This is a genomic window from Verrucomicrobiia bacterium (assembly GCA_036405135.1).
Lineage (GTDB): Bacteria > Verrucomicrobiota > Verrucomicrobiia > Limisphaerales > JAEYXS01 > JAEYXS01.
The window spans coordinates 1-19,830 of the sequence record DASWYF010000007.1 but is presented as its reverse complement, the minus strand read 5'-3'; the positions used below and the strand labels follow the sequence as shown (position 1 = coordinate 19,830).

Annotated in this window: 15 protein-coding genes; 4 read left to right on the top strand and 11 right to left on the bottom strand. The window is 53.6% G+C overall.

Annotated elements, in window-relative coordinates; translation table 11 throughout:
• Nucleotides 1-254: 254 nt before the first annotated feature.
• The 6 genes from fabF to VGH19_02710 all read right to left on the bottom strand — a co-directional run bounded on the left by fabF (nucleotide 255) and on the right by VGH19_02710 (nucleotide 5,697).
• Nucleotides 255-1,514 carry a beta-ketoacyl-ACP synthase II gene (fabF, locus tag VGH19_02735; GenBank protein HEY1170264.1) on the bottom strand — a complete coding sequence of 420 codons (1,260 nt, stop codon included), beginning with the start codon at nucleotides 1,512-1,514 and terminating at the stop codon, nucleotides 255-257.
• A gap of 63 nt (nucleotides 1,515-1,577) precedes the next feature.
• A complete protein-coding gene (gene acpP / locus VGH19_02730; protein ID HEY1170263.1) occupies nucleotides 1,578-1,823 on the bottom strand; it encodes an acyl carrier protein in 246 nt (81 codons plus the stop codon).
• A gap of 149 nt (nucleotides 1,824-1,972) precedes the next feature.
• Nucleotides 1,973-2,716, bottom strand: coding sequence for a 3-oxoacyl-[acyl-carrier-protein] reductase (gene fabG / locus VGH19_02725; protein HEY1170262.1), 744 nt, complete (start codon nucleotides 2,714-2,716; stop codon nucleotides 1,973-1,975).
• Nucleotides 2,717-2,832: 116 nt separating this feature from the next.
• Nucleotides 2,833-3,753, bottom strand: coding sequence for a hypothetical protein (locus VGH19_02720; GenBank protein ID HEY1170261.1), 921 nt, complete (start codon nucleotides 3,751-3,753; stop codon nucleotides 2,833-2,835).
• 127 nt (nucleotides 3,754-3,880) lie between these two features.
• A complete protein-coding gene (fabD, locus tag VGH19_02715; GenBank protein HEY1170260.1) occupies nucleotides 3,881-4,810 on the bottom strand; it encodes an ACP S-malonyltransferase in 930 nt (309 codons plus the stop codon).
• 71 nt (nucleotides 4,811-4,881) lie between these two features.
• Entirely contained in the window at nucleotides 4,882-5,697 is an 816-nt protein-coding gene (locus tag VGH19_02710; protein ID HEY1170259.1) for a peptidylprolyl isomerase, read from the bottom strand.
• Nucleotides 5,698-5,881: 184 nt separating this feature from the next.
• On the opposite strand from VGH19_02710, the gene VGH19_02705 reads away from it, so the two are divergent.
• The 4 genes from VGH19_02705 to treY are packed head-to-tail and all read left to right on the top strand — an operon-like array spanning nucleotide 5,882 to nucleotide 14,010.
• Nucleotides 5,882-7,147, top strand: a complete 1,266-nt coding sequence (locus VGH19_02705) for a trehalase family glycosidase (protein HEY1170258.1) — start codon at nucleotides 5,882-5,884, stop codon at nucleotides 7,145-7,147.
• Nucleotides 7,125-9,368 (top strand): glycogen debranching protein GlgX, encoded by a 2,244-nt coding sequence (glgX, locus tag VGH19_02700; protein ID HEY1170257.1) that lies wholly within the window; start codon nucleotides 7,125-7,127, stop codon nucleotides 9,366-9,368. Before VGH19_02705 ends, glgX begins: the two co-directional genes overlap by 23 nt.
• Nucleotides 9,365-11,224: a malto-oligosyltrehalose trehalohydrolase gene (gene treZ / locus VGH19_02695; protein HEY1170256.1), complete on the top strand. Its 1,860-nt coding sequence runs from the start codon at nucleotides 9,365-9,367 to the stop codon at nucleotides 11,222-11,224. The genes glgX and treZ overlap by 4 nt, the downstream gene beginning before the upstream one ends.
• On the top strand, nucleotides 11,221-14,010 hold the full coding sequence (gene treY, locus VGH19_02690; GenBank protein HEY1170255.1) for a malto-oligosyltrehalose synthase: 2,790 nt from the start codon (nucleotides 11,221-11,223) through the stop codon (nucleotides 14,008-14,010). The genes treZ and treY overlap by 4 nt, the downstream gene beginning before the upstream one ends.
• Here treY and VGH19_02685 read toward each other — a convergent pair.
• The 5 genes from VGH19_02685 to VGH19_02665 all read right to left on the bottom strand — a co-directional run bounded on the left by VGH19_02685 (nucleotide 14,007) and on the right by VGH19_02665 (nucleotide 19,293).
• Nucleotides 14,007-15,149 carry a mechanosensitive ion channel domain-containing protein gene (locus tag VGH19_02685; GenBank protein HEY1170254.1) on the bottom strand — a complete coding sequence of 381 codons (1,143 nt, stop codon included), beginning with the start codon at nucleotides 15,147-15,149 and terminating at the stop codon, nucleotides 14,007-14,009. The genes treY and VGH19_02685 overlap by 4 nt on opposite strands.
• A gap of 495 nt (nucleotides 15,150-15,644) precedes the next feature.
• Nucleotides 15,645-16,940 carry an NAD(P)/FAD-dependent oxidoreductase gene (locus VGH19_02680; protein HEY1170253.1) on the bottom strand — a complete coding sequence of 432 codons (1,296 nt, stop codon included), beginning with the start codon at nucleotides 16,938-16,940 and terminating at the stop codon, nucleotides 15,645-15,647.
• Between the two features lie 12 nt (nucleotides 16,941-16,952).
• A complete protein-coding gene (locus VGH19_02675; GenBank protein HEY1170252.1) occupies nucleotides 16,953-17,936 on the bottom strand; it encodes an alpha/beta hydrolase in 984 nt (327 codons plus the stop codon).
• 163 nt (nucleotides 17,937-18,099) lie between these two features.
• Nucleotides 18,100-18,294, bottom strand: a complete 195-nt coding sequence (locus tag VGH19_02670; GenBank protein HEY1170251.1) for a DUF2934 domain-containing protein — start codon at nucleotides 18,292-18,294, stop codon at nucleotides 18,100-18,102.
• Between the two features lie 93 nt (nucleotides 18,295-18,387).
• A complete protein-coding gene (locus VGH19_02665; protein HEY1170250.1) occupies nucleotides 18,388-19,293 on the bottom strand; it encodes a sugar phosphate isomerase/epimerase family protein in 906 nt (301 codons plus the stop codon).
• Nucleotides 19,294-19,830 lie beyond the last annotated feature (537 nt).

Here is a 19,830-nt window from a genome sequence, read left to right as displayed (position 1 = left end):
TGATGAATTATGAAGTATGAGTTATGAAAGGGAAGCTGTTTGGAAGCGTAAGTGTTTCCATGTTGCTGCTCGGGGTTTGCGAGAGCTTCAAGGTCTAGTTAGGGACGAGGTGGAACTCATCCTTACCGGATTGGTTAGAGCCTCGTCACCTCGTCTGCTACGGGGAAAGAAAAAGGCCGCGTTTTCACGCGGCCTTGGGGAAATGCAAGGGACGGCGGTCGAAGGTCGACTTCCCTAAGCCATCCTTACCAAAATTATCCGACGAACTTCTTGGCGGCGATGGTGGCGTTGTGGCCGCCGAAGCCGAAGGAGTTGTTCAGGATGGCGTCGATCTTCATCGGACGCGCGGTGCCAGCGACGTAGTCGAGGTCGCACTGCGGGTCTTGGTTGATGATGTTGATCGTAGGCGGAGCGATCTGCAGTTGCAGGGCCTTCGCGCAGAGAGCCATTTCAGTCGCACCGGCAGCACCGAGCATGTGGCCAGTCGCGCCTTTGGTGGAGCTGACGGCGAGCTTGTAGGCGTGTTCGCCGAAGGTGCTCTTGATGGCTTGGGTTTCGCAGACGTCGCCTTGCGGTGTCGAGGTGCCGTGGGCGTTGATGTAGGAAATATCAGTGGTGTTCAGGCCAGCGGAGCGCAGGGCCATCTTCATGCAGCGCGCGGCACCTTCGCCTTCGGGCGAGGGGGCGGTCATGTGGTTGGCGTCCGCCGTGTTGCCGTAGCCGACGATCTCGCAATAGATACGGGCACCGCGAGCCTTGGCGTGTTCGAGTTCTTCGAGCACGAGGACGGCACCGCCTTCACCCATGACGAAGCCGTCGCGGTCTTTATCGAAGGGACGCGAGGCGGTCTTCGGATCGTCGTTACGAGTGCTGAGGGCGCGCATCGCGCAGAAGCCGCCGATGCCGAGGGGCACGACGGTCGCTTCCGCACCACCGGCGAAGATCACGCTGGCATCGCCCATCTTGATGGTGCGCCAGGCTTCACCGAGGGCGTGCGTGGAGGTCGCGCAAGCGGAGCAGGTGGCGACATTCGGTCCGCGCAGTTTGTAATACATCGAGAACAGGCCGGAGGCCATGTTCAGGATGAGCATGGGGATCATGAAGGGCGAGATGCGACTCGGGCCTCGGTTCAGCAAAACTTTGTGCTGCTCTTCCGTGGTGGAGAGACCGCCGATGCCGGAGCCGATCATGGCGCCGACTTCATCGCGGTTGCACTTATCGAGGTCCAGCCCGGAATCCTGCAAGGCGCGCCAACCGGCGTAAACGCCGAGTTGCACAAAACGGTCCGCGCGGCGGATTTCTTTGGGCGAGGGGAAGGCGGGGACGGGATCGAAGTTCTTCACCTCGGCGGCGATCTGGCAGTCGTAGCCGGTCGTATCGAACTGGGTGATCTTATCAATGCCGCATTGGCCGGCGATGATGTTTTGCCAGAAGGTTTCGATTTCGTGACCCAGCGGAGTGACTACCCCGATGCCCGTCACGACGACCCGACGTTCTTGCCAGTTAGCAGCCATAATAAAAAAAGAGGGGCAGCGCGCGAAGATAAGCTTCCGGCTGCCCCAAAATCTACGGAGGAATTACTTGCGGGTTTCCTCGATGTACTTGATCACGTCGCCGACGCTCTGGAGCTTCTCGGCTTCGTCGTCAGGGATTTCCTGGCCGAATTCTTCTTCCAGCGCCATGACGAGTTCGACGGTGTCGAGCGAGTCCGCGCCGAGGTCTTCGATGAACTTGGCTTCGGGCGTGACCTGATCTGCATTCACACCGAGCTGTTCAACGATGATGTCGCGAATCTTTTCTTCAATCGATTTTTCGGCAGCCATGATTTCTTCTTAAGTTAATTGTTGGTTTGTGTCTAAGCGTTGGTTTGCAGAGCGTCAAGCCCCGAATCTTTAAATTCTACCGGCGTCCAGCCGCCTCTATTTCAACCACTTTTGCGTTCTGGTCCAGCGTTCTTTTTTGTAATCGCAAATTACATCACCATGCCACCGTCGACGGCGAGCACCTGACCGGTGACGTAACGGGCACCGGGGCTGGCGAGGTAAAGCGCCGCCGCCGCAATATCCTCGGTAGAACCGAGCATGCCAAGCGGAACTTGCGTCAAAATTCCAGCCTTCTGTTCTTCCTTCAAGACGGCGGTCATGTCCGTCTCGATGAAGCCCGGAGCGAGAGCATTCACTGTGATGCCGCGAGATGCAAGTTCCCGCGCGCAAGATTTCGTGAAGCCGATGAGGCCCGCCTTGCTCGCCGCGTAGTTGCTCTGACCGGCATTGCCGATGAGGCCTATGACGGAGGCGACGTTGATGATGCGACCGGAGCGTTGCTTGATGAAAGAGCGGGTGAAGGCCTTGGTGACTGTGAAGGCCCCCTTGAGATTAGTATCGATGACCGTGTCCCAATCCGCCTCGCTCATGCGCATGAGCAAACCATCACGAGTGACACCGGCGTTGTTCACGAGGATGTCCACCTTGCCAGCGTCTTTGAGAATCTGTTCAGCAGCCGTGCCGACAGCGGCGGAGTCGGATACGTCCAGTGCCATGGCCCAAGCCTTACGACCGAGCGCGCGGACTTCCGCGGCGACCTTCTCGGAATTCTCCTGCGTGCGGGAAACGCACACGACGTCCGCGCCTTCAGCAGCGAACTTCAAGGCGATGGCGCGTCCGATGCCGCGACCGGCACCCGTGACGACAGCAACGTGATTGGTCAATTGACTCATGAGGCGGACAGTTTGGCCGGGAAAGGGGTGGGTTTGTCAACAGGAAGCGAATGGTTTAATAGCTTAACTTAATGACGGCAGAGACTTACGTAGGAAGCCCCGAGCAAACTTTCTGTTCATTTTTGCTTCATCTTTGACTGCATGGCGAGACGTTCGGCATCGGATTTACGACGTATCCACTGATGCCAGCTTTTTTCAAAACCGGTCAACCCTCCTGGCCAGCTCTTGTCGATGGCTTGGGCAAAAGCGATCTCTGAATTTTCCGCTTTCTCCACCGCTTCCGAGCGAAGGAGCTGGGTGAGCATCTGTTGCGCATTCGGGTGCGACATGAAGAAATCGAAGATGGAGTAACCGACTACATAACCCATGCCGATATTCCCGGCGAACATCTTGGACCAATCATCGTAGCTTTTAGAAATGAGATAAGGCCGTAAAGGAGGCAGGCGATGCTCCTCCAGCATCATACCAAGAGTTTGCCAGCGGCGGGCGCGATCCAATTGTTGATGTGTGCCATTCGCCCAAGCCGGTTGTCCGAACCAGTCTGCGCTGCCTTCATTCATCCACAGCGGCACTTGCAGGAGAAAGGCGTGCATCACTGCATGGGCGCTTTCATGCAGGATGGTAGAGGTGAGCACAGCAGGTTGGGCCTGTCGCCATGTCACAACTTCCACATCTGCCTTGGCTATGATGCCGGTGTCCGGGTTGTAGCTGCTCTGTGACTGGGTGTAGCCGAGCAATTGCGGCACCACGTTCTTGCCGTTTTTGGCCGAGTAAGCCCGATACATCTCGTAAGTGGGGAAAACCTTGTACGTGATCTTGAAACTGGGCGGAGCGGGCCGTCCAAAGGCTTTTTCATGGCTGGCGATCAATTTCTTGAGTTCGTAATTGATCGCATAATCCATTCCGCTGGTCACTTGATAACCAGTCTGAGCGTATTCGAGTTCGTAAGCGGAGAGGGAGTTGCTGACGAACACCATCAATGAAAGAAGCAAAGAGCCGAGCAGGCGTCTGAACAGACTATGGCTCTTTGGATTCATGGAACTGAATCACTGTTCCTGCAGGGGAGGATTTTTCCAAGTCAATTGTGACGGGCACGCGCCACAAAAAGAAAGAGGCGTGAAACTTTCGTTCCACGCCTCAGCCAGATAATGAGTTTAAGAATGCTTACGCGTTCAATGACTTTGCCGTTGTTTCCAGACTCGCAGCATCAGCCACGTTCAACACCTGCGCTGTTTTGTCGATACGCTTCATGAAACCGGTCAGAGCGGTGCCGGGTCCGAGTTCGATGAAGCGGGTGTAACCTTGCGCGAGCAGATAACGGATGGATTCTTCCCAACGCACGGAGGAAGTCACCTGATCCACGAGCAGTTGATGGATCTCCGCCGGTTCGCCATGAGGCAAGGCACGGACATTGCCGATGACCGGGACAGCGGGACGGTTGATGGGAACTTGCGCGAGTGCATCCTTCAGCTTGGGCTGCGCGCTGGCCATGAGTGGGGAGTGATAAGCTCCGGCTACAGTTAGAGGAATGGCGCGCTTGGCACCCTTGGCCTTCGCGGCTTCGCAGGCTTGATTGATCTTATCTGCCGGACCGGAGATGACGAGCTGGCCGGGGCAGTTCAGATTGGCGAGTACGACACCCGATTCCTGACAGGCTTCACGGGTCGGACCTTCATCCAAGCCGATGATCGCCGCCATGCCGCCTTGGGTGGCTTCGCAGGCTTCCTGCATGAAGCGGCCGCGTTGCTGGACGACTTTCAAGCCATCCTCAAAGCTCATCACACCTGCAGCAGCGAGAGCGGTGAATTCACCCAGGGACAAACCGGCTGTCGCATCAAACTTCAGCGAGGGAACCTTTTCTTTGAGCAACTGCAAGGCAACCCAGCTCACGAGATAGATGCCGGGCTGGGCGTTTTCCGTCTTGGTCAATTCCGCTTCAGGTCCGTTGAAGCAGATGGTGGCGAGGTCATAGCCCAGCACCGAATTGGCCTTTTCAAACAAAGCCTTGGCGGTGGGAAACTGTTCGGCGAGGTCTTTACCCATGCCGACGGCTTGGGCACCTTGGCCCGCAAACAACAATGCAGTCTTGCTCATAGTCGAATATCGAATCGTAGAAATCTAAACACCAAGGGGGCGGTCAGGGGAAGCGCGGATTTTTTGAGTGCTCAATAGTCCACCCGCACTCGGTAAAAGCGTTTGGTGTCTCCTGAGGTATCTATTTTCGACATATCGCTACCGGTGCCGAAAGGAGTCGCCAGTGGTTGCCAGACGGGCGGGAACACCGTGGTGTATTCCACCAGATTGACCTTGTCCTTCACGCTGCGCCACTGGATGAGCCTGCCAGAGCCGGTATCGCTGATACGGACATTGAGCAGGGTGATGTCCACAAAGACGAGATGGTTTAGAGTTGGCGTAGAAGAAATTACTGGAATCTCCTTCAAGGGGTCTGACCCTGTGGATGCTCTCCACATGACAGTTGTAGTAGTTGAAAATTTTTCCAATACGTCGTAACCCCGGATGACACGGCCAAAAACTGTGAATCCGCCATTGTCAGCATCTAGAAAAGAATTGTTGTTCAAATTGATGAACCATTGGGAAGTCGCAGAGTTGACCTGCGAACTTCTGGCCATCGCGATGGTGCCGTTCGTATTGCTGAAAGTTCGTCCCACGCTGTATTCGTTGGTGATCGCTGGTTTTGTGCTGATGAAGTTGATGATCGGCGAAGTCTGCCGGTTAGCCACATAGGTCAAGCCTCCTTGTATGACAAAACCGGGCACCCAGCGATGGATGAACATGTCATTCGTATAACCTTTGGTGACGTAGTATAAAAAATTCGTCACAGTAACTGGCTTGTCCTGGTCATAGAGCTCCAATTCGATATCTCCGACGGTTGTGCGAAATTGTACAAACGTACCTGCATGCAGGGCAGGCGAGAACGGCAGCAAGGCCGCCAGAAAAAGCAGGGCGGTTTTCCAAAACATAAAGGCCTAGAAATAAGGGCTACACGCACACACAAGTCAAACGCTGAATCAGAAAAGTGCAATGCGTTGGAAAAGCTCTTTCGCACTTTGCAAGAAAAGATGGTTTTGGCGCATGTCAGCACCACGGAATTCAAGGAGATATGCTGCCTTTCGGTGGTATGCTTCTAGCTAAATTCTTCTCGCTATGGCTGACACGGCCGATGGGAAGATTGATGTGCGGAAGTACGGTCCATGTTTGGACTACATCAAGAATTATTGGTCCCGCATCATCCGTCACCAGATCGCCGATGAGGGAACCTTGATAGGACTACCAAGGCGGTATCTCTGCACCAATCACGATATGTTCAAGGAGCTGTACTATTGGGACAGCTACTTCATGATCCTTGGTCTCGAAGGGAGTGAACATGATGAACTCATCACGGACATCACTGAGAATGTTCTCTATCTGATGAAGCGTTTTGGGCGCATTCCGAACGCCAGCCGCTATTACCACCTGAGCCGTTCGCAGCCGCCGTTTCTCACCTCTATGATCTGGAAGAGCTATCTGGCGAAACGCCGTTTGGGTGTGCCGGAAGATACTTTGAATGGCTGGTTGAAGATCCAGGAAGAGGTGGCCAAGAAAGAATACACTGAAGTGTGGCGGGGAAAGAAATTTCCGGATGACCGCGAAGTCTATCGGGGCCTTTCGCGTTACTACGACCTGAACATCTGGCACACGGCGGCTGAGGCGGAATCTGGCTGGGACATGACACCGCGTTTTGAAGACCGTTGCTTGGACTTCGTGCCCATTGATCTCAACGCTCTGCTCTATCAATACGAAACGGATTTCGTACGCATTGCGCATCTGCTCAAGGAAGATTACGAAGAGCAAAAGTGGACGGCCATAGCTGAGGAGCGGCGCGCTACGGTAAACGAGATTCTTTGGGATGAAGACGCGGGGTTTTATTACGACTACGACATGCGCCGTGGTCGCCGCAGCAATATGCGGACGGTCGCCGGTTTCTTTCCGCTCTGGTCGCGCTTGGCGACCCCTGAACAAGCACAACGCATCGTCTCGGTGCATCTGCCATTCTTCGAAACAGACCATGGCATCATTACGACGGAAGAGGTGAAAACACCGGTTACGGATTTCTCCAAGCAATGGGCGTGGCCGAATGGTTGGGCACCATTGCAGTGGATCGTCATCAGTGGATTGGAGAAATACGGTTACCACAAGGAAGCCCTGCGCATCTCCGAGAAATGGGTGAACTTGGTGAACCGTGTCTTCGAGGAGAATCACGTCAACTTCGAGAAATACAATGTGGTGGATGGCACGCGTGCCATCCCTGACCGCTATCCGGACCAGGCTGGCTTTGGCTGGACGAACGCCGTCTTTGCCCGTCTGGTTCACTTTCTGAAAACAGGCCATCTCTGGCCGGAAAACTCCTATGCGCCACCGAGAACTCATTGAGAAGAACATCACTCTTGGGATTCCATATCCTTTGGGTGCCACGCTGATGGAAGGAGGCGTGAATTTCGCCCTCTTTTCCGCCAATGCCACCAAAGTGGAATTGTGCCTGTTCGATCAACCGGACAGTCCCACGGAGAGCCGTGTGATCGAATTGCCCGGAAGAACGAACCAGATCTGGCATGTGTTTGTGCCCGACCTCGCGGCAGGCCAATGCTATGGCTATCGCGTCCACGGGCCTTACGAACCTTCCAATGGGCATCGGTTTAATCCATCCAAGTTGCTGTTAGATCCCTACGCTAAAGCGATAGCTGGGGATGTGATGTGGAGTGATGAGCTTTTTGGTTATTCGGTGGGCGGACCCGATACCGACTTGGTGAAGGATGAACGGAACAGTGCGCCGTTCATGCCCAAGTGCGTGGTGATCGATCCAAGCTTTGATTGGGAGGGGGACAAGCTGCTCCGCACGCCGATGGATACGACCATCATCTACGAGACGCATGTGAAAGGTTTCTCGAAGCTATGGCCCGCCATTCCTGAGCGGCTGCGCGGAACATATGCAGGGTTGGGATGTCCGGAAGCAGTCGAGTATTTCAAAAAACTTGGAGTTACCGCGGTCGAGTTACTGCCTGTGCATCATCATATCGGCGGACGGCATCTGCATGAGAAGGGACTGACTGATTATTGGGGTTACAACAGTATCGGATTCCTGGCTCCAGACTCCCGCTATTCCAGCAGCGGATTCATTGGGCAGCAAGTGGCGGAGTTCAAGACGATGGTGAAGAATCTGCATGCTGCGGGTCTCGAGGTGATTCTGGACGTGGTCTATAATCACACGCCTGAGGGAAATAATCTTGGTCCGACGTTCTGCTTCAAGGGCATTGATAACTCCTACTATTACCGGATGAGTCCGGAGGATCCGCGTTATTACATGGATTACACGGGCACGGGAAACACTCTCGCCGTGTATCTGCCGAACGCGTTGCAACTGGTGATGGACAGCTTGCGCTACTGGATCACGGAGATGCATGTGGATGGTTTTCGTTTCGATCTGGCTGCCTCACTCGCGCGTGAACTTTCTTCCATGAACCGCTTGGCATCGTTCTTCGATGTCATTCATCAAGACCCCACGATTTCTCAGGTGAAGCTCATCGCCGAGCCTTGGGATATCGGCCATGACGGATATCAAGTGGGCAAGTTCCCGGTGCTTTGGTCGGAATGGAATGGTAAATACCGCGATACCATCCGACGTTACTGGAAGAGTGATCCGGGTTGCATCAGTGAACTTGCCAGCCGTCTCGCTGGCAGTGCGGATATCTATGAAGCGACCGGCAAGACACCATCGGCCAGTATCAATTTCATCACGTCGCACGATGGCTTCACGCTGAGCGATCTCGTGAGTTATCAGGAGACGCACAATGATGCCAACGGCGAAGAGAATCGCGACGGTGATAAGAATAACAATGCGTGGAACTGCGGTGCTGAAGGGCCAACGGATGATCCTGAGATCAACCGTTTACGCCGTCGCCAGCGTCGTAATTTGCTGGCTACGATGTTTCTTTCCCAAGGAGTTCCCATGCTCACTGCGGGGGACGAATACGGACGCAGCCAACAGGGAAATAATAACGCTTATTGCCAGGACAATGAGATAAACTGGATGAACTGGAACCGCGATGAAGATGCGGAAAAACTCACGAAGTTCGTCCAGCAATTGATCCAGTTCCGCAAAGAACATCCGGTCTTCCGTCGATTGTCGTTCTTCCGCGGCCGTCCATTGCGCGGAACCAATGTGCGTGATGTGAAATGGCTGAGCACGCGCGGACGTCGCATGACGGATGATGAGTGGAACGGCGATTGGGTGCACTGTCTGGGCATGTTCCTGAGCGGCTATTGTCTGGATGCTTACGGCAATCCCGTGCAGGACGATTTCTTCCTGCTCTGCCTGAATGCCTATCACGACTCGGTGGAGTTCACGCTGCCCGCTGGTATCAAGACCGGCTGGGAACTGTTGATCGATACCTCGATGGAAGAAGGTTTCCTCGAGAAACCAACGGAACCAGAGGGGAAGATCAAGATGGAGGCGCGCTCGCTCTGTCTGCTGCGGGTGAAACCGTCCGAAGGCATGGAACGCGAATCCTTCGCTGAACGCTTGGTGTTGGATGCCGAGAAGGTGGAGAAACAAACCAAGGATGTAGAGGCGCCCAAACAGGAGGCGGGCAAATGAATGTGGTCACTCAGCTATGGCGTCATGGCCCGGAGATCACTGATACCGGAGTCCGGTATCATTTCTGGAGTCCCGAGGTCCACAGTGTCTCCGTGACGGTCACTGCGGCTGATTCCGCCGAACGCCGCATTCTCGAATTGCATAAAGATCACGATGGTTGGTTCTCCGTGGAAGATGCTCAAGGGCGGGCAGGTGATCTCTACCTGTTCAAGCTGGATGATAAAACTGACTTGCCGGATGTTGCATCGCGCTATCAACCGGAAGGGGTGCGAGGACCTTCCCAAGTGGTGGATAGCCGCTCATTTCAGTGGCGCAATCCGCATTGGCGTTCGCCTAAAATGGAAGACCTTGTCATCTACGAACTCCACCTTGGCACCTTTACGCCAGAAGGAACATTTCTCTCAGCAATGGAGCGGTTGGATTACTTGAAAGAGTTGGGTGTGAACGCCATTGAGATCATGCCGGTCAACGCATTTCCCGGCGCTCGGAATTGGGGATACGATACTGTTTTGCCGTATGCACCGGCAGATTGTTACGGCACACCGGATGATTTCCGCCGTTTGATCGATGCGGCACACGGCAAGGGTTTGGTGGTGATTCTGGACGTTGTTTACAATCACGTCTGCGGTGAACCGAATCTGTTGGAAGCATCCTGCGCACATTATTTTCACGAAGAAAAAGGGAATGAGTGGGGGAAATGCCTGAACTTTGACGGTGAGCATTCCGATCCGGTGCGCGAATACTTCCTGCAAAACATCATCTATTGGATGGAAGAATTTCGCGTGGACGGATTCCGGCTGGATGCCGTGCATGCGATCCATGACAAATCTTCCGTTCACATTCTGGAGGAAATCACGCAAGCGGTTCACGCACGCAGCGGCATCGTGATCGCGGAAGATAACTCGAATGATGCATCCCGCTTGCGCAAGGCGGTTGACGGTGGATTCGGCATGAATGCCATGTGGGCGGATGATTTTCATCACGTCATGAAGATGTGTCTGAAGCCCGAACACATCGCGCATTTCAAGAGTTATGAGGGCACGGTGGATGAACTTGTCAAAACGCTGAACCATGGTTGGCTTTATCGCGGTCAGAGCTTTCCCTATTGGGGGCGAACGCGTGGAACAGAATGTAATGACCTGCATCCATCGCAATTCGTGTATTGCATCTCCAATCACGACCAAGCAGGGAATCGTCCTTTGGGAGAGCGTCTCAATCATCTCATATCGCCCGAGGCTTATCGTGCAGCTTCCATGCTGTTTCTCTTGAGCCCTTACACGCCGATGCTTTTCATGGGGCAGGAATGGTCGGCCAGCAGTCCCTTTGTTTTCTTTTCAAATCACGGCGGAAAGTTTGGCGAAGGTGTCAGCATAGGACGTTGCCGGGAGTTCAAGCAATTTGGAGCAGAATGGCCGGAGACAGTGATCGAGAACATGCCTGACCCTGAAATGGAACAGAGCTTCAAGGTCAGCAAATTAAATTGGGAAGAACTGATTGGGCCCGCCCAGGAAACCGTTTTACTGCTTTATAAACAATGCTTTCGCCTTCGTCGGGAGGATCCCATTCTCGCGCTCAGGGACCGTGAACATTGGCGTGTCTGGTCGGAGAATAACATCCTGTTTCTCCAATATGCTGATGACAAAGGTGGGTCGCGCCTCCTCGTGACGTGCTTGTGGAGCGAGGTTCTTACCTATGCCGATTGGCCGCTATGCGTGCCGTGGGGAAAAGGCTGGTCGGTGATGATGTCATCTGAAGAAGAGGGCTTTGGCGGAAAGAATGGAGAGCATTTTGATGTTTCGAACCGTCGGTTCTCCTTCGACCGTCCCATTTCGTTGCTGCTCGCTTCTGAAGCATGAAATCATCTGGCTCCATTCTTCGTGTGCCCTCTGCTACGTACCGGTTGCAGTTCAATGCGGGCTATACCTTTCAGCAAGCCGCCGTACTGGTGGACTATCTTCATGAACTGGGCATCACGGACTGTTATTGTTCGCCGCTGTTTGCGGCTCCGCCCGATAGCAATCATGGCTACGATGTCTGTGATTTCACGGTGTTGAATCCAGTCTTGGGCTCAGAAAAAGACTGGAATGATTTCGTCACAAAGACACAGGCGAAAGGGATGGGGCTGCTCGTTGATTTTGTGCCGAACCACATGGGAGCCATTCCGCAGTATAACCATTGGTGGGCGGATGTTTTGGAGAATGGCGCCCAATCTCCCTACGCCACGTATTTCGATATCGATTGGAAAGCTCCGCATCTCCCGGTGAAAGACCGTCTGCTGTTGCCCATCTTGGGTGATCATTACGGCAAATGTCTTGAGCGGGGCGATATCAATCTGGTCTATGAGGCCGGGCGTTTTCAAATCGCAATCGGTGATTTGCGATTACCCGTTTCCCTGAGTAGCCACCGGCTGATCCTCGAATCAACATTGCCCGTGCTGGAATCTAGATGCCGTCGGCGCATGGAAGGGATATTGAATTTGCTGCCTTGGGAAGGGGAGATCATCAAGCCGGCACGGATCAGTGAGGCCAAGCGTAGACTGGCTGAATTGGCGGAAGATGAGTGTTACAACGCCTTTCTTATACACCATGCTGCAAGCTTCGGAGCCAATGATGATAAAGGCGGTCTGGAACGTTTGCATGAATTGCTGGAACAACAGTCATATCGGCTGGTGTATTGGCATTCAGGGACGCGCACGGCGAATTACCGGAGATTCTTCGATGTCGATTCCTTGGCTGCCTTGCGCATGGAGTTGCCAGAAGTTTTTGCGGCGACACACCGTTTGCTGCTGAAACTTATCGGCGAAGGGCAAGTGACCGGTTTGCGTCTGGATCATGTAGATGGCTTGGCCAGCCCCGAGGAATATCTGCGCCGGTTGCAGGCGGCGATTGCCCAAGCCAAAGGTGTGACCGAAGCCAGTGATGGCCGGCCTTTTTACGTGCTAGTGGAAAAAATTACGATGGTGGATGAACCTCTTCGATCTACCTGGCCCGTGGCGGGGACGAGCGGTTATGAGTTCGCCCGTGAAGTGACGGGAGTCTTGGTGCAGAAAGAAAATGAGACGCAGATCGACCGGATTTATCGCGGATTCACCGGTCGTGTGCAGCCCTTTGCCGAAGGTGTTCGTGATGCGAAGAAGCTGGTGATGGGGCTGGCGATGAGCAAGGAGATCAGCGGATTAAGCCGTTTGCTGCAAAAGTGCGCGGAACAGCGCCCTGTCGCGAGGGATATTCTCTATGAGGACTTGCAAGCGGCTGTGCGGGAAACCATGGCCGCGATGAAAGTATATCGGACCTATTGCGTGCCTGGCCAGACCGTCACAAATGAGGACCGGAAAATCATCACGGAGGCGATCAAGACAGCACGTTCAGCCAATCCGGAACTCGAACCCATGGCATGGGAGTTTTTGCAGCAAGTATTGTTGGGAGATGCGGCTTTAGGCGGTTCACCGACGGAACAGGAAAGGTTGTTTGCACGCCGCTTTCAACAAACGACCGGAGCTGTGATGGCCAAGGGGTTTGAAGATACGGTTTTCTACGTGTTCAACCGGTTGAATGCTTTGAATGAAGTGGGTGGCAAGCCGGACAACTTTGGTCTTTCGGTGGCTGAGTTTCACCGGTTGAACGGAGAAAGATTGCGCTCTTGGCCGTATACCATGGTGACGACATCCACTCACGATACGAAAGTCAGTGAGGACGTACGGGCCCGGCTGGCAGTGATCTCAGAATTGCCTGAAGAATGGGAGCGTTTCTTGTCGGAAGCATCCAAGTTGAATCGCTCCTGTAAACAAGAGATCGCGGGGCACCTGGCTCCCGATGCCAATGAAGAATACCTCTTCTATCAAATGCTGCTGGGCACCTGGCCATTGGAGAATTTTACGGCGGAAAGCAGGAAAGAATATTGCGAGCGGTTGAATGCATACATGACGAAGGCATTGAACGAGGCAAAGGTGAATACCCGGTGGGACAAGCGAAATGAAGCGTGGGAGCAAGCGACCATGGATTTCATCGAAGCATTGGTGATAGGCAAGAACCCGGTATTCACAAAGCTGTTTTCGGAGTTCTCCTCCAGAATTGCCGAGTGGGGTGCGGTGAATTCTTTGAGCCAGCTTTTGCTCAAAATGACGGTTCCCGGTGTGCCGGATTTTTATCAAGGGAATGAATTGTGGCAGTTCATCCTGGTGGATCCCGACAATCGGCGGCAGATCGACTATAACCTGAGACAGAGGATGATGGCGGAGATCAACGGGCAAGGAGCGGCTGAACTGTTTGCGAACTGGCGGACAGGCGGCATCAAGATGTTTTTGACCAAGACGGTCTTGCGATTTCGCCGGGAACATCAAGAATTGTTTGATAAAGGGGACTATCAGCCAATGAGGTGTGAGGGGAAGTTTGCCGATTCCTGTCTCAGTTTCACCCGCGTATATGGAGAAAAGAAGCTGGTGGTTTTGACCACACGAGTGGGGATGCCGATAGGTTATCCGCCCACAGGCAAAGAATGGGAGAATACCTCAGTAGATCTCGCTGGATTGGGAAGCGCTGGCTTTCGTGATCTTTTGACGGGAAGTGAGTTGAAAGGCGGAAAAATTGGGCTCGCAGAGGTTTTTCACACGCTGCCTTTTGCTGTCTTATACGCTGATGCCTAGGACATCTTTTTAGCGGGTGCAGGTGCGTCGTCCGTCTTCTCGACAATGCCACCGTTGATCATATCGATGCGTAAGCGTGGCAGGCATTGTGGATAATTTTTCTGAAGGAAATCGATCAGTCTCTCACGGACTTCACAGCGCAGGTCGAAAGCGGATCCGGAGCTGCCGGCACTGGCCAGACAGCGGATCTCCATGTTCGATTCTTTGGAGTCGGTCACTTGCAGTGCCTTCACGCGCCTGTCCCAATGAGGCGAGTTCTCCAAGATGCGATAGAATTCCTCCCTCACCGGTGCGATGGGCAAAGTGTAGTCCACCTGCAGAAGGACAGTGCCCAGCATGTCAGCCCCGGTACGGGTCCAGTTTTGGAAGGGTTTTTCGATGAAGTAATTGATGGGAACGATGAGGCGGCGTGAATCCCACAGATTCACGACCACGTAGGTAAGGGTGATCTCCTCGATCTTGCCGACTTCGTTTTCGATGTTCACTTGGTCATCGATACGGATGGGCTGGGTGAAGGCGATCTGGATTCCCGCGAGAAGCGAAGCGATGCTGCGTTGCGCGGCAAAACCGATCACGATGCCGACAACTCCCGCCGATGCGAGCAGGCTAGTGCCCAGCTGACGGACGGAATCGAAAACCATGAGCATGGACGCCATAGTGAACACCAAGATGAGGATGACGACCACGCGCTTTAACACTTGTACCTGAGTCTGCACCTTGCGCATCGCGAGATTGTCTTTCATGTCGATGCGATATTGGGTCAGCACAGCTTTTTCCGCGGTGTCCGCCAATTGGAACAGGATGAAGCCGATGGCCGCGATGAGGAGCAAGGCGGCACCTTGCTTGAAGAACTGATGATATTCCGGTGGGATGTTCAGCATCGGCACGATCAAGGTGATGGCCAGCAGAGGAATGATAAGGCGCATTGCCCGGATTATCACAGCGGCAAGGACGTCATCCCATTTGCGTTCATTGGAGCTGGCCCAAGCAAGTAGAACGATCTCTGCAGTTTTGATGAGCCGGTAAACCAGCCAGAACAGGATGAGAAAGGTCGCCGCTTTGCGCAGGGAAAAGATGAGCATCAAAGTGAGTGATGGATTTGTGGCGGCATCTTCACGGATCAACAGAACCCATAACATGGCACAAAGGCCCCACACCCAAACTAATGCGGAAACAGGCGGAATTGACGCTTCCAGTGCCGACCGGGCAAAGCTGGAACCGGCGGATAATTTTTTCTTTTCCTCGGGATCGGGTGGACAGTTTTCACATCGCTTGGCGAACCGATGCAAAGCCCAGTTAAGCATGCGTTCCAAAGCCACTACTAGAATAAGTACAATGATGCTTAACACCACCTGACCCCAGCTCAGGCCTGCTATGACCTCATTTTTTATCCAAGGACCAAGCAGTGGAGCCAAAGCATCATTCAAGCGGTCGATCTGATTTGCACTGCTAGTGGCCAGATTTGTTTCTTCGATGATCTGCTGTTCAGGGTTTGCTGCAGGGGCAGCTGAGAAGCCGGTGAACGAATAGAAAAAGAGTGCCAGCAGACTGTAACACCTGAGCTGGCATGCACGGAAAAAAAGGGCACACGTTTTCACGGGTCTTCGTTTCAGCATAAGCTTTGCCAATAAGACTCAAAAATGATGTGCCATCTTGAGGTTGGAATGATGCTCGGCAGCCATCACTTCATGAGCGGCACGGACGCCGCTCTGATAAGCGTTAAAGGTCATGCCGGTCTGCGCGTCGTGGATGGCGGCTTCACCGGCGAAGAAGAGGGTTTCCTTAAGGGGAGCAGCAAGGAGCTTGGGCAAATCCAGACCATTGATGGGAACATAACTGTAGGCTCCCATGACATGCCGATCATTGATCCAATCGTGTGAGAAGGTCTGGCGCAGCAGTTTTTTCAGTGACGATTTGTTTTCACCGAAGATGTGGCTGAGCGATTCGAGCGCGATGGTTTCCAGAACAGGCAAGGGGATGCCAGCCAGCTCCTCGCCTTTGGGACCACCTGCCCAACCGGTCAGGAGCGGGCCGCGTGAATCGCTCCACCAGGTAGGCAACCGTTCCTCATAGGAGTGAACTAGTCCGATGTCATCGGGCTTCCACCAGCGTTCGGTGAAGAGCAGGATGACTTTAGTAACGGTGCCAAAGCCAAGCCCGTGGATAGCTTCGTGTTTCTCATGTAGGGCAGGATGAAACTCGATATCGCCATGCTTTAATACACCGAGTGGAAGCGTGATCACGGCTGAATCTGCACGATGCACTTCCTCCCCATCATCGTGGGACATGAAAATCTCAACGGAGCCGGGCTGCCAGACGATACGCTTAACGGGCGAGTTCAAGAGGATATGGCCGTGCATCGATCGCATGCTTTTCTCCAAATGAGTGATTATCTCACTATAGCCATTGCTCAAGCGGGACTGGCGGTTGCCATCCATTTGGGAGGAACTGTAATCTGAGCGACGGATCGCATGGGCGCTTAATGCCTGAATGGGAGCGGCGTGAAAGCCTTGCAGCATCTCGATGATCTGTCGGCGCTCAGTCATCAGGAGATTCTGTTGATGAAGGAATTCGGAACAGGATTGATCACTGTCCCAGATGTTCACCTTTTCCAATGCAGAGGCCGTTTTTCCCCAGAGATCGACATCGATCAACTGACCGTTCGTCAGGACGTGATTATCTTCAGGGCCTTGTTCGATGGGGATATGAGCTTCTTTCAGAAAGCTCAAAAATGGCTCGCTACGGCCATGAACGAATTCGGCACCGAGTTCGATGGGGCAGGAGGTGTCGTGCAAGGTGTGGATGCGGCCGCCCAAGCGGTTCTTCGCTTCCAGCACGGTGACGCGGCAGCCGTCTTGAAGAAGCTCGTGGGCAGCGGCAAGGCCGGAGATGCCTCCACCGATGACGATGACTGATTTCCCGTGTCGCATAAAAGTAGTTGGTTATTTGCTCGCGAGAAAAGTTTTCAGCGGTTCGATGAACCGGCCAAAGTTCTCGATGTGCGGGACGTGACCGATGCCTTCGAGTTCTGCGAGCGTGGAATTTGGGATCTTGAGGGCCGTTGCGCGTCCCAGTTTAGGATAGTCGCCCAAGGTTTGACGCACATCGGCAGAAGCGAGGTTTGCGCCAATGGCGGTGCGGTCTTTCTGGCCGATGATCAGTAGAGTGGGAACTTTGATGCGGCTGAATTCGTGACAGACCGGTTGGGTGTAGATCATCTCGTAAGCGAGAGCCTGGTTCCACGCGATAGTGGAGTAGTTGGGGCTGCGCAGAGTTGCGGCGGCTTGTTCCACCCAGCGTTCGTAGTGAGGATTCCATTCGCCATGGTAGTAATTTTCTTTCTGATACGTGCGGATTTTCTCGGCGGTTTGCTTGAATTCCTGCTGATACCATTGGTCAGGAGTTTGATAGGGCACACCTTTCATTTGCCAATCTTCGAGGCCGATAGGGTTTACGAGCGTTAGGCTCTTGGTGCTTTCCGGATACAGCAGCGCCATGCGGATGGCGAGCATTCCGCCCATGGAGTGGCCGAGAATATGCACTTCCGAGACGTTGAGATTCGTCAGGAGCGAGTGCGTATTTTGCGCCAGTTGATGGAAGCTGTATTGGTAGCGGTTCGGTTTGGAGGATTTACCGAAACCGATCTGGTCTGGAATGATGACGCGGTAGCCTTGGGCGGAAAGCGCGTTCGCTGTTTCTTCCCAATACGCACCGTTAAAATTCTTTCCATGCAACAGCAGGATGGTGCCGCGGCTTTGACCGGAGGGAGCCACGTCCATGTAACTCATTTCCAGATCCTGCTGCTGGGTGGAAAGCTTGTACGTCTTAACGGGGAAAGGATAAGGGACGTCCTCAAGGCGGAGATCGGCCGCACGACCGATTTGCATGGCGGCGATCAGTACAAATAGAAAAGCGAGCTTATGCATGCCTTCCTAAAGAACATGATTTGTGCCCGGGAAGGAGCGGGCGAGTTCGGGGTGAAGTTCAGTGAAAAGTAGTGGAAATAAAGCCAAACTGCCCTATACAGAGTGGCAACTTGCAAAGCAAGGCCACCCCGAAGGGCAGTTTGCAAATGGATCAGACGAAGAATCAGGCAGTCTCGTGGTGATGCTCAGGAGCGCAGACTTCGCGTTCAGCCTGCAACCAATCTTCCAGTTCATTGCCGGGTTGCTGGCCACGTTGCAGGAAAAGCTCATAGGCGCGCTGTTGAATCTTTTGCGCATTGCCGATAGGGCTGATCTCGCTTTGTTGTGCTGCCGGGGCTTTCTTCGTGCGGTTTCTCATGGTCTGTAGCGTTTTTTATTTGGCGTCATGCATGGTGAAAAACTATTTCCACTATGACGGACAAAAGGGTCCGCATTGACGTTGTTCAAGCGCTCAAGCTAGCACTGAAATGCGACCATTCAACGAAGCCGCATCCGATTTTTGCGATTCTGTCCAACCGGTGAGTTCAGACCAGAGTTGTGCGAATTTTGCGCGACCCATGTCTATAGTTTGTCGAGGTTGTCTCCAGAGAGAGTCTGTGAAAGTGAGGTCGGAGAAGAGTTCCAATGTATAGATACCATCGTAGCCGCTGTCATGAATGGTGCGGAGGAAAGTTTGGAGCGGGATGATGCCGTCACCGGGCAATTTGCGATCGCGTGGAGAACGCGGTGTGCGCCAGTCACTGAGATGAACGGCGAATATTTTTGGGGCGATCTCGCGCAGATGGTAGGCGATGGACTCATCTTCCCACAAATGCCATGTATCAATGCATAGGCCGAAGGCAGGGCTGGCGGCGGCGTCAATGAGGCGTCGTGCGTGTGCGAGCGAGCAGATGAACGAGTCCACATTCATGGAGATTGGATTCAAAGGCTCGAGTGCAATGCTCACCCCATTGGCTTCGGCGATGATGCCGAGCTCGCGATAGAAGCGGCCTGCTTCGGCGTAGGCTTCCTTGAAATTACCACCCGGTGCCTGGCCGGTGACGGTGATGAAGGTGACGCCGGGAAAATGGGGTGCGAAGGTCTCGATCGTTTCGCGAAAGGCCTCGACACGGGTGAGGCTGTCGTAGGGTTCGGGTTGTGTCTGCAAAGGGAAGACAGAGTGGAGACGAGGTTGGATGCTTTCCACGGAGAGACCGGATTCCAGCAGTGCCATGATCTGAGGCTGCGGATCTATCTCATCCATTTTGTCTTCGCACACTTCTATGTAATCAATGCCGCAGTCCTGATAAAGATCTAGATCTTCTTCGAAGGTAAGCGGTGACGTGGTGAATTGGCTGATGCCGAAAGGAAGTTTCACGGATTGAAGATAGAGTGCTGCACTATTGCGGTGCGGTTCATGGGGAAATTGAAAGTGCAAGGTAAGAGTCGGTGTGAGGCTGGTCTTCGGTCATTGCTCATCGTCCGTTTCCGGACCTGACTCAACATTCTCTCAGATCCATCTTCCTACCGTCTTACCTTGCTGATTTTATAATGAGCTACAAGCGTGCCAGTGATGTGATGGTGGAGGCGTTGAGGTGCAGGCGTTGATTATCAAGGGGTTCGTGAAGGTGTGTTGTGAACGTGTATTTAGGAAAAGGTGGTTTGCATTTCAATTTGAATGATGGGGTTTTGCGAAATGCTTGGGTGGCAGCATTGATAATGGTAGCTGCATTTGCTTGGGAGTGGTCTCGTTCCCCTCATCCCGGCCTTCTCCCTGTATGGACTGGGTACAAGGTGGACAGGTGTGCGGGGACATGGTGGACACATGGGAGAGGTATGGGAGTGTGTCGTAATTATGCCATGGCCTGTGAAAGACCTGATGAGTGTACGACTTGAGTTCGTGAGTTTAGCCCGC

Coding starts and splice junctions, on each gene's coding strand:
- fabF (HEY1170264.1), bottom strand. CDS start 1,514: ATGGCTGCTAACTGGCAAGAACGTCGGGTCGTCGTGACGGGCATCGGG.
- acpP (HEY1170263.1), bottom strand. CDS start 1,823: ATGGCTGCCGAAAAATCGATTGAAGAAAAGATTCGCGACATCATCGTT.
- fabG (HEY1170262.1), bottom strand. CDS start 2,716: ATGAGTCAATTGACCAATCACGTTGCTGTCGTCACGGGTGCCGGTCGC.
- VGH19_02720 (HEY1170261.1), bottom strand. CDS start 3,753: ATGAATCCAAAGAGCCATAGTCTGTTCAGACGCCTGCTCGGCTCTTTG.
- fabD (HEY1170260.1), bottom strand. CDS start 4,810: ATGAGCAAGACTGCATTGTTGTTTGCGGGCCAAGGTGCCCAAGCCGTC.
- VGH19_02710 (HEY1170259.1), bottom strand. CDS start 5,697: ATGTTTTGGAAAACCGCCCTGCTTTTTCTGGCGGCCTTGCTGCCGTTC.
- VGH19_02705 (HEY1170258.1), top strand. CDS start 5,882: ATGGCTGACACGGCCGATGGGAAGATTGATGTGCGGAAGTACGGTCCA.
- glgX (HEY1170257.1), top strand. CDS start 7,125: ATGCGCCACCGAGAACTCATTGAGAAGAACATCACTCTTGGGATTCCA.
- treZ (HEY1170256.1), top strand. CDS start 9,365: ATGAATGTGGTCACTCAGCTATGGCGTCATGGCCCGGAGATCACTGAT.
- treY (HEY1170255.1), top strand. CDS start 11,221: ATGAAATCATCTGGCTCCATTCTTCGTGTGCCCTCTGCTACGTACCGG.
- VGH19_02685 (HEY1170254.1), bottom strand. CDS start 15,149: ATGTTATGGGTTCTGTTGATCCGTGAAGATGCCGCCACAAATCCATCA.
- VGH19_02680 (HEY1170253.1), bottom strand. CDS start 16,940: ATGCGACACGGGAAATCAGTCATCGTCATCGGTGGAGGCATCTCCGGC.
- VGH19_02675 (HEY1170252.1), bottom strand. CDS start 17,936: ATGCATAAGCTCGCTTTTCTATTTGTACTGATCGCCGCCATGCAAATC.
- VGH19_02670 (HEY1170251.1), bottom strand. CDS start 18,294: ATGAGAAACCGCACGAAGAAAGCCCCGGCAGCACAACAAAGCGAGATC.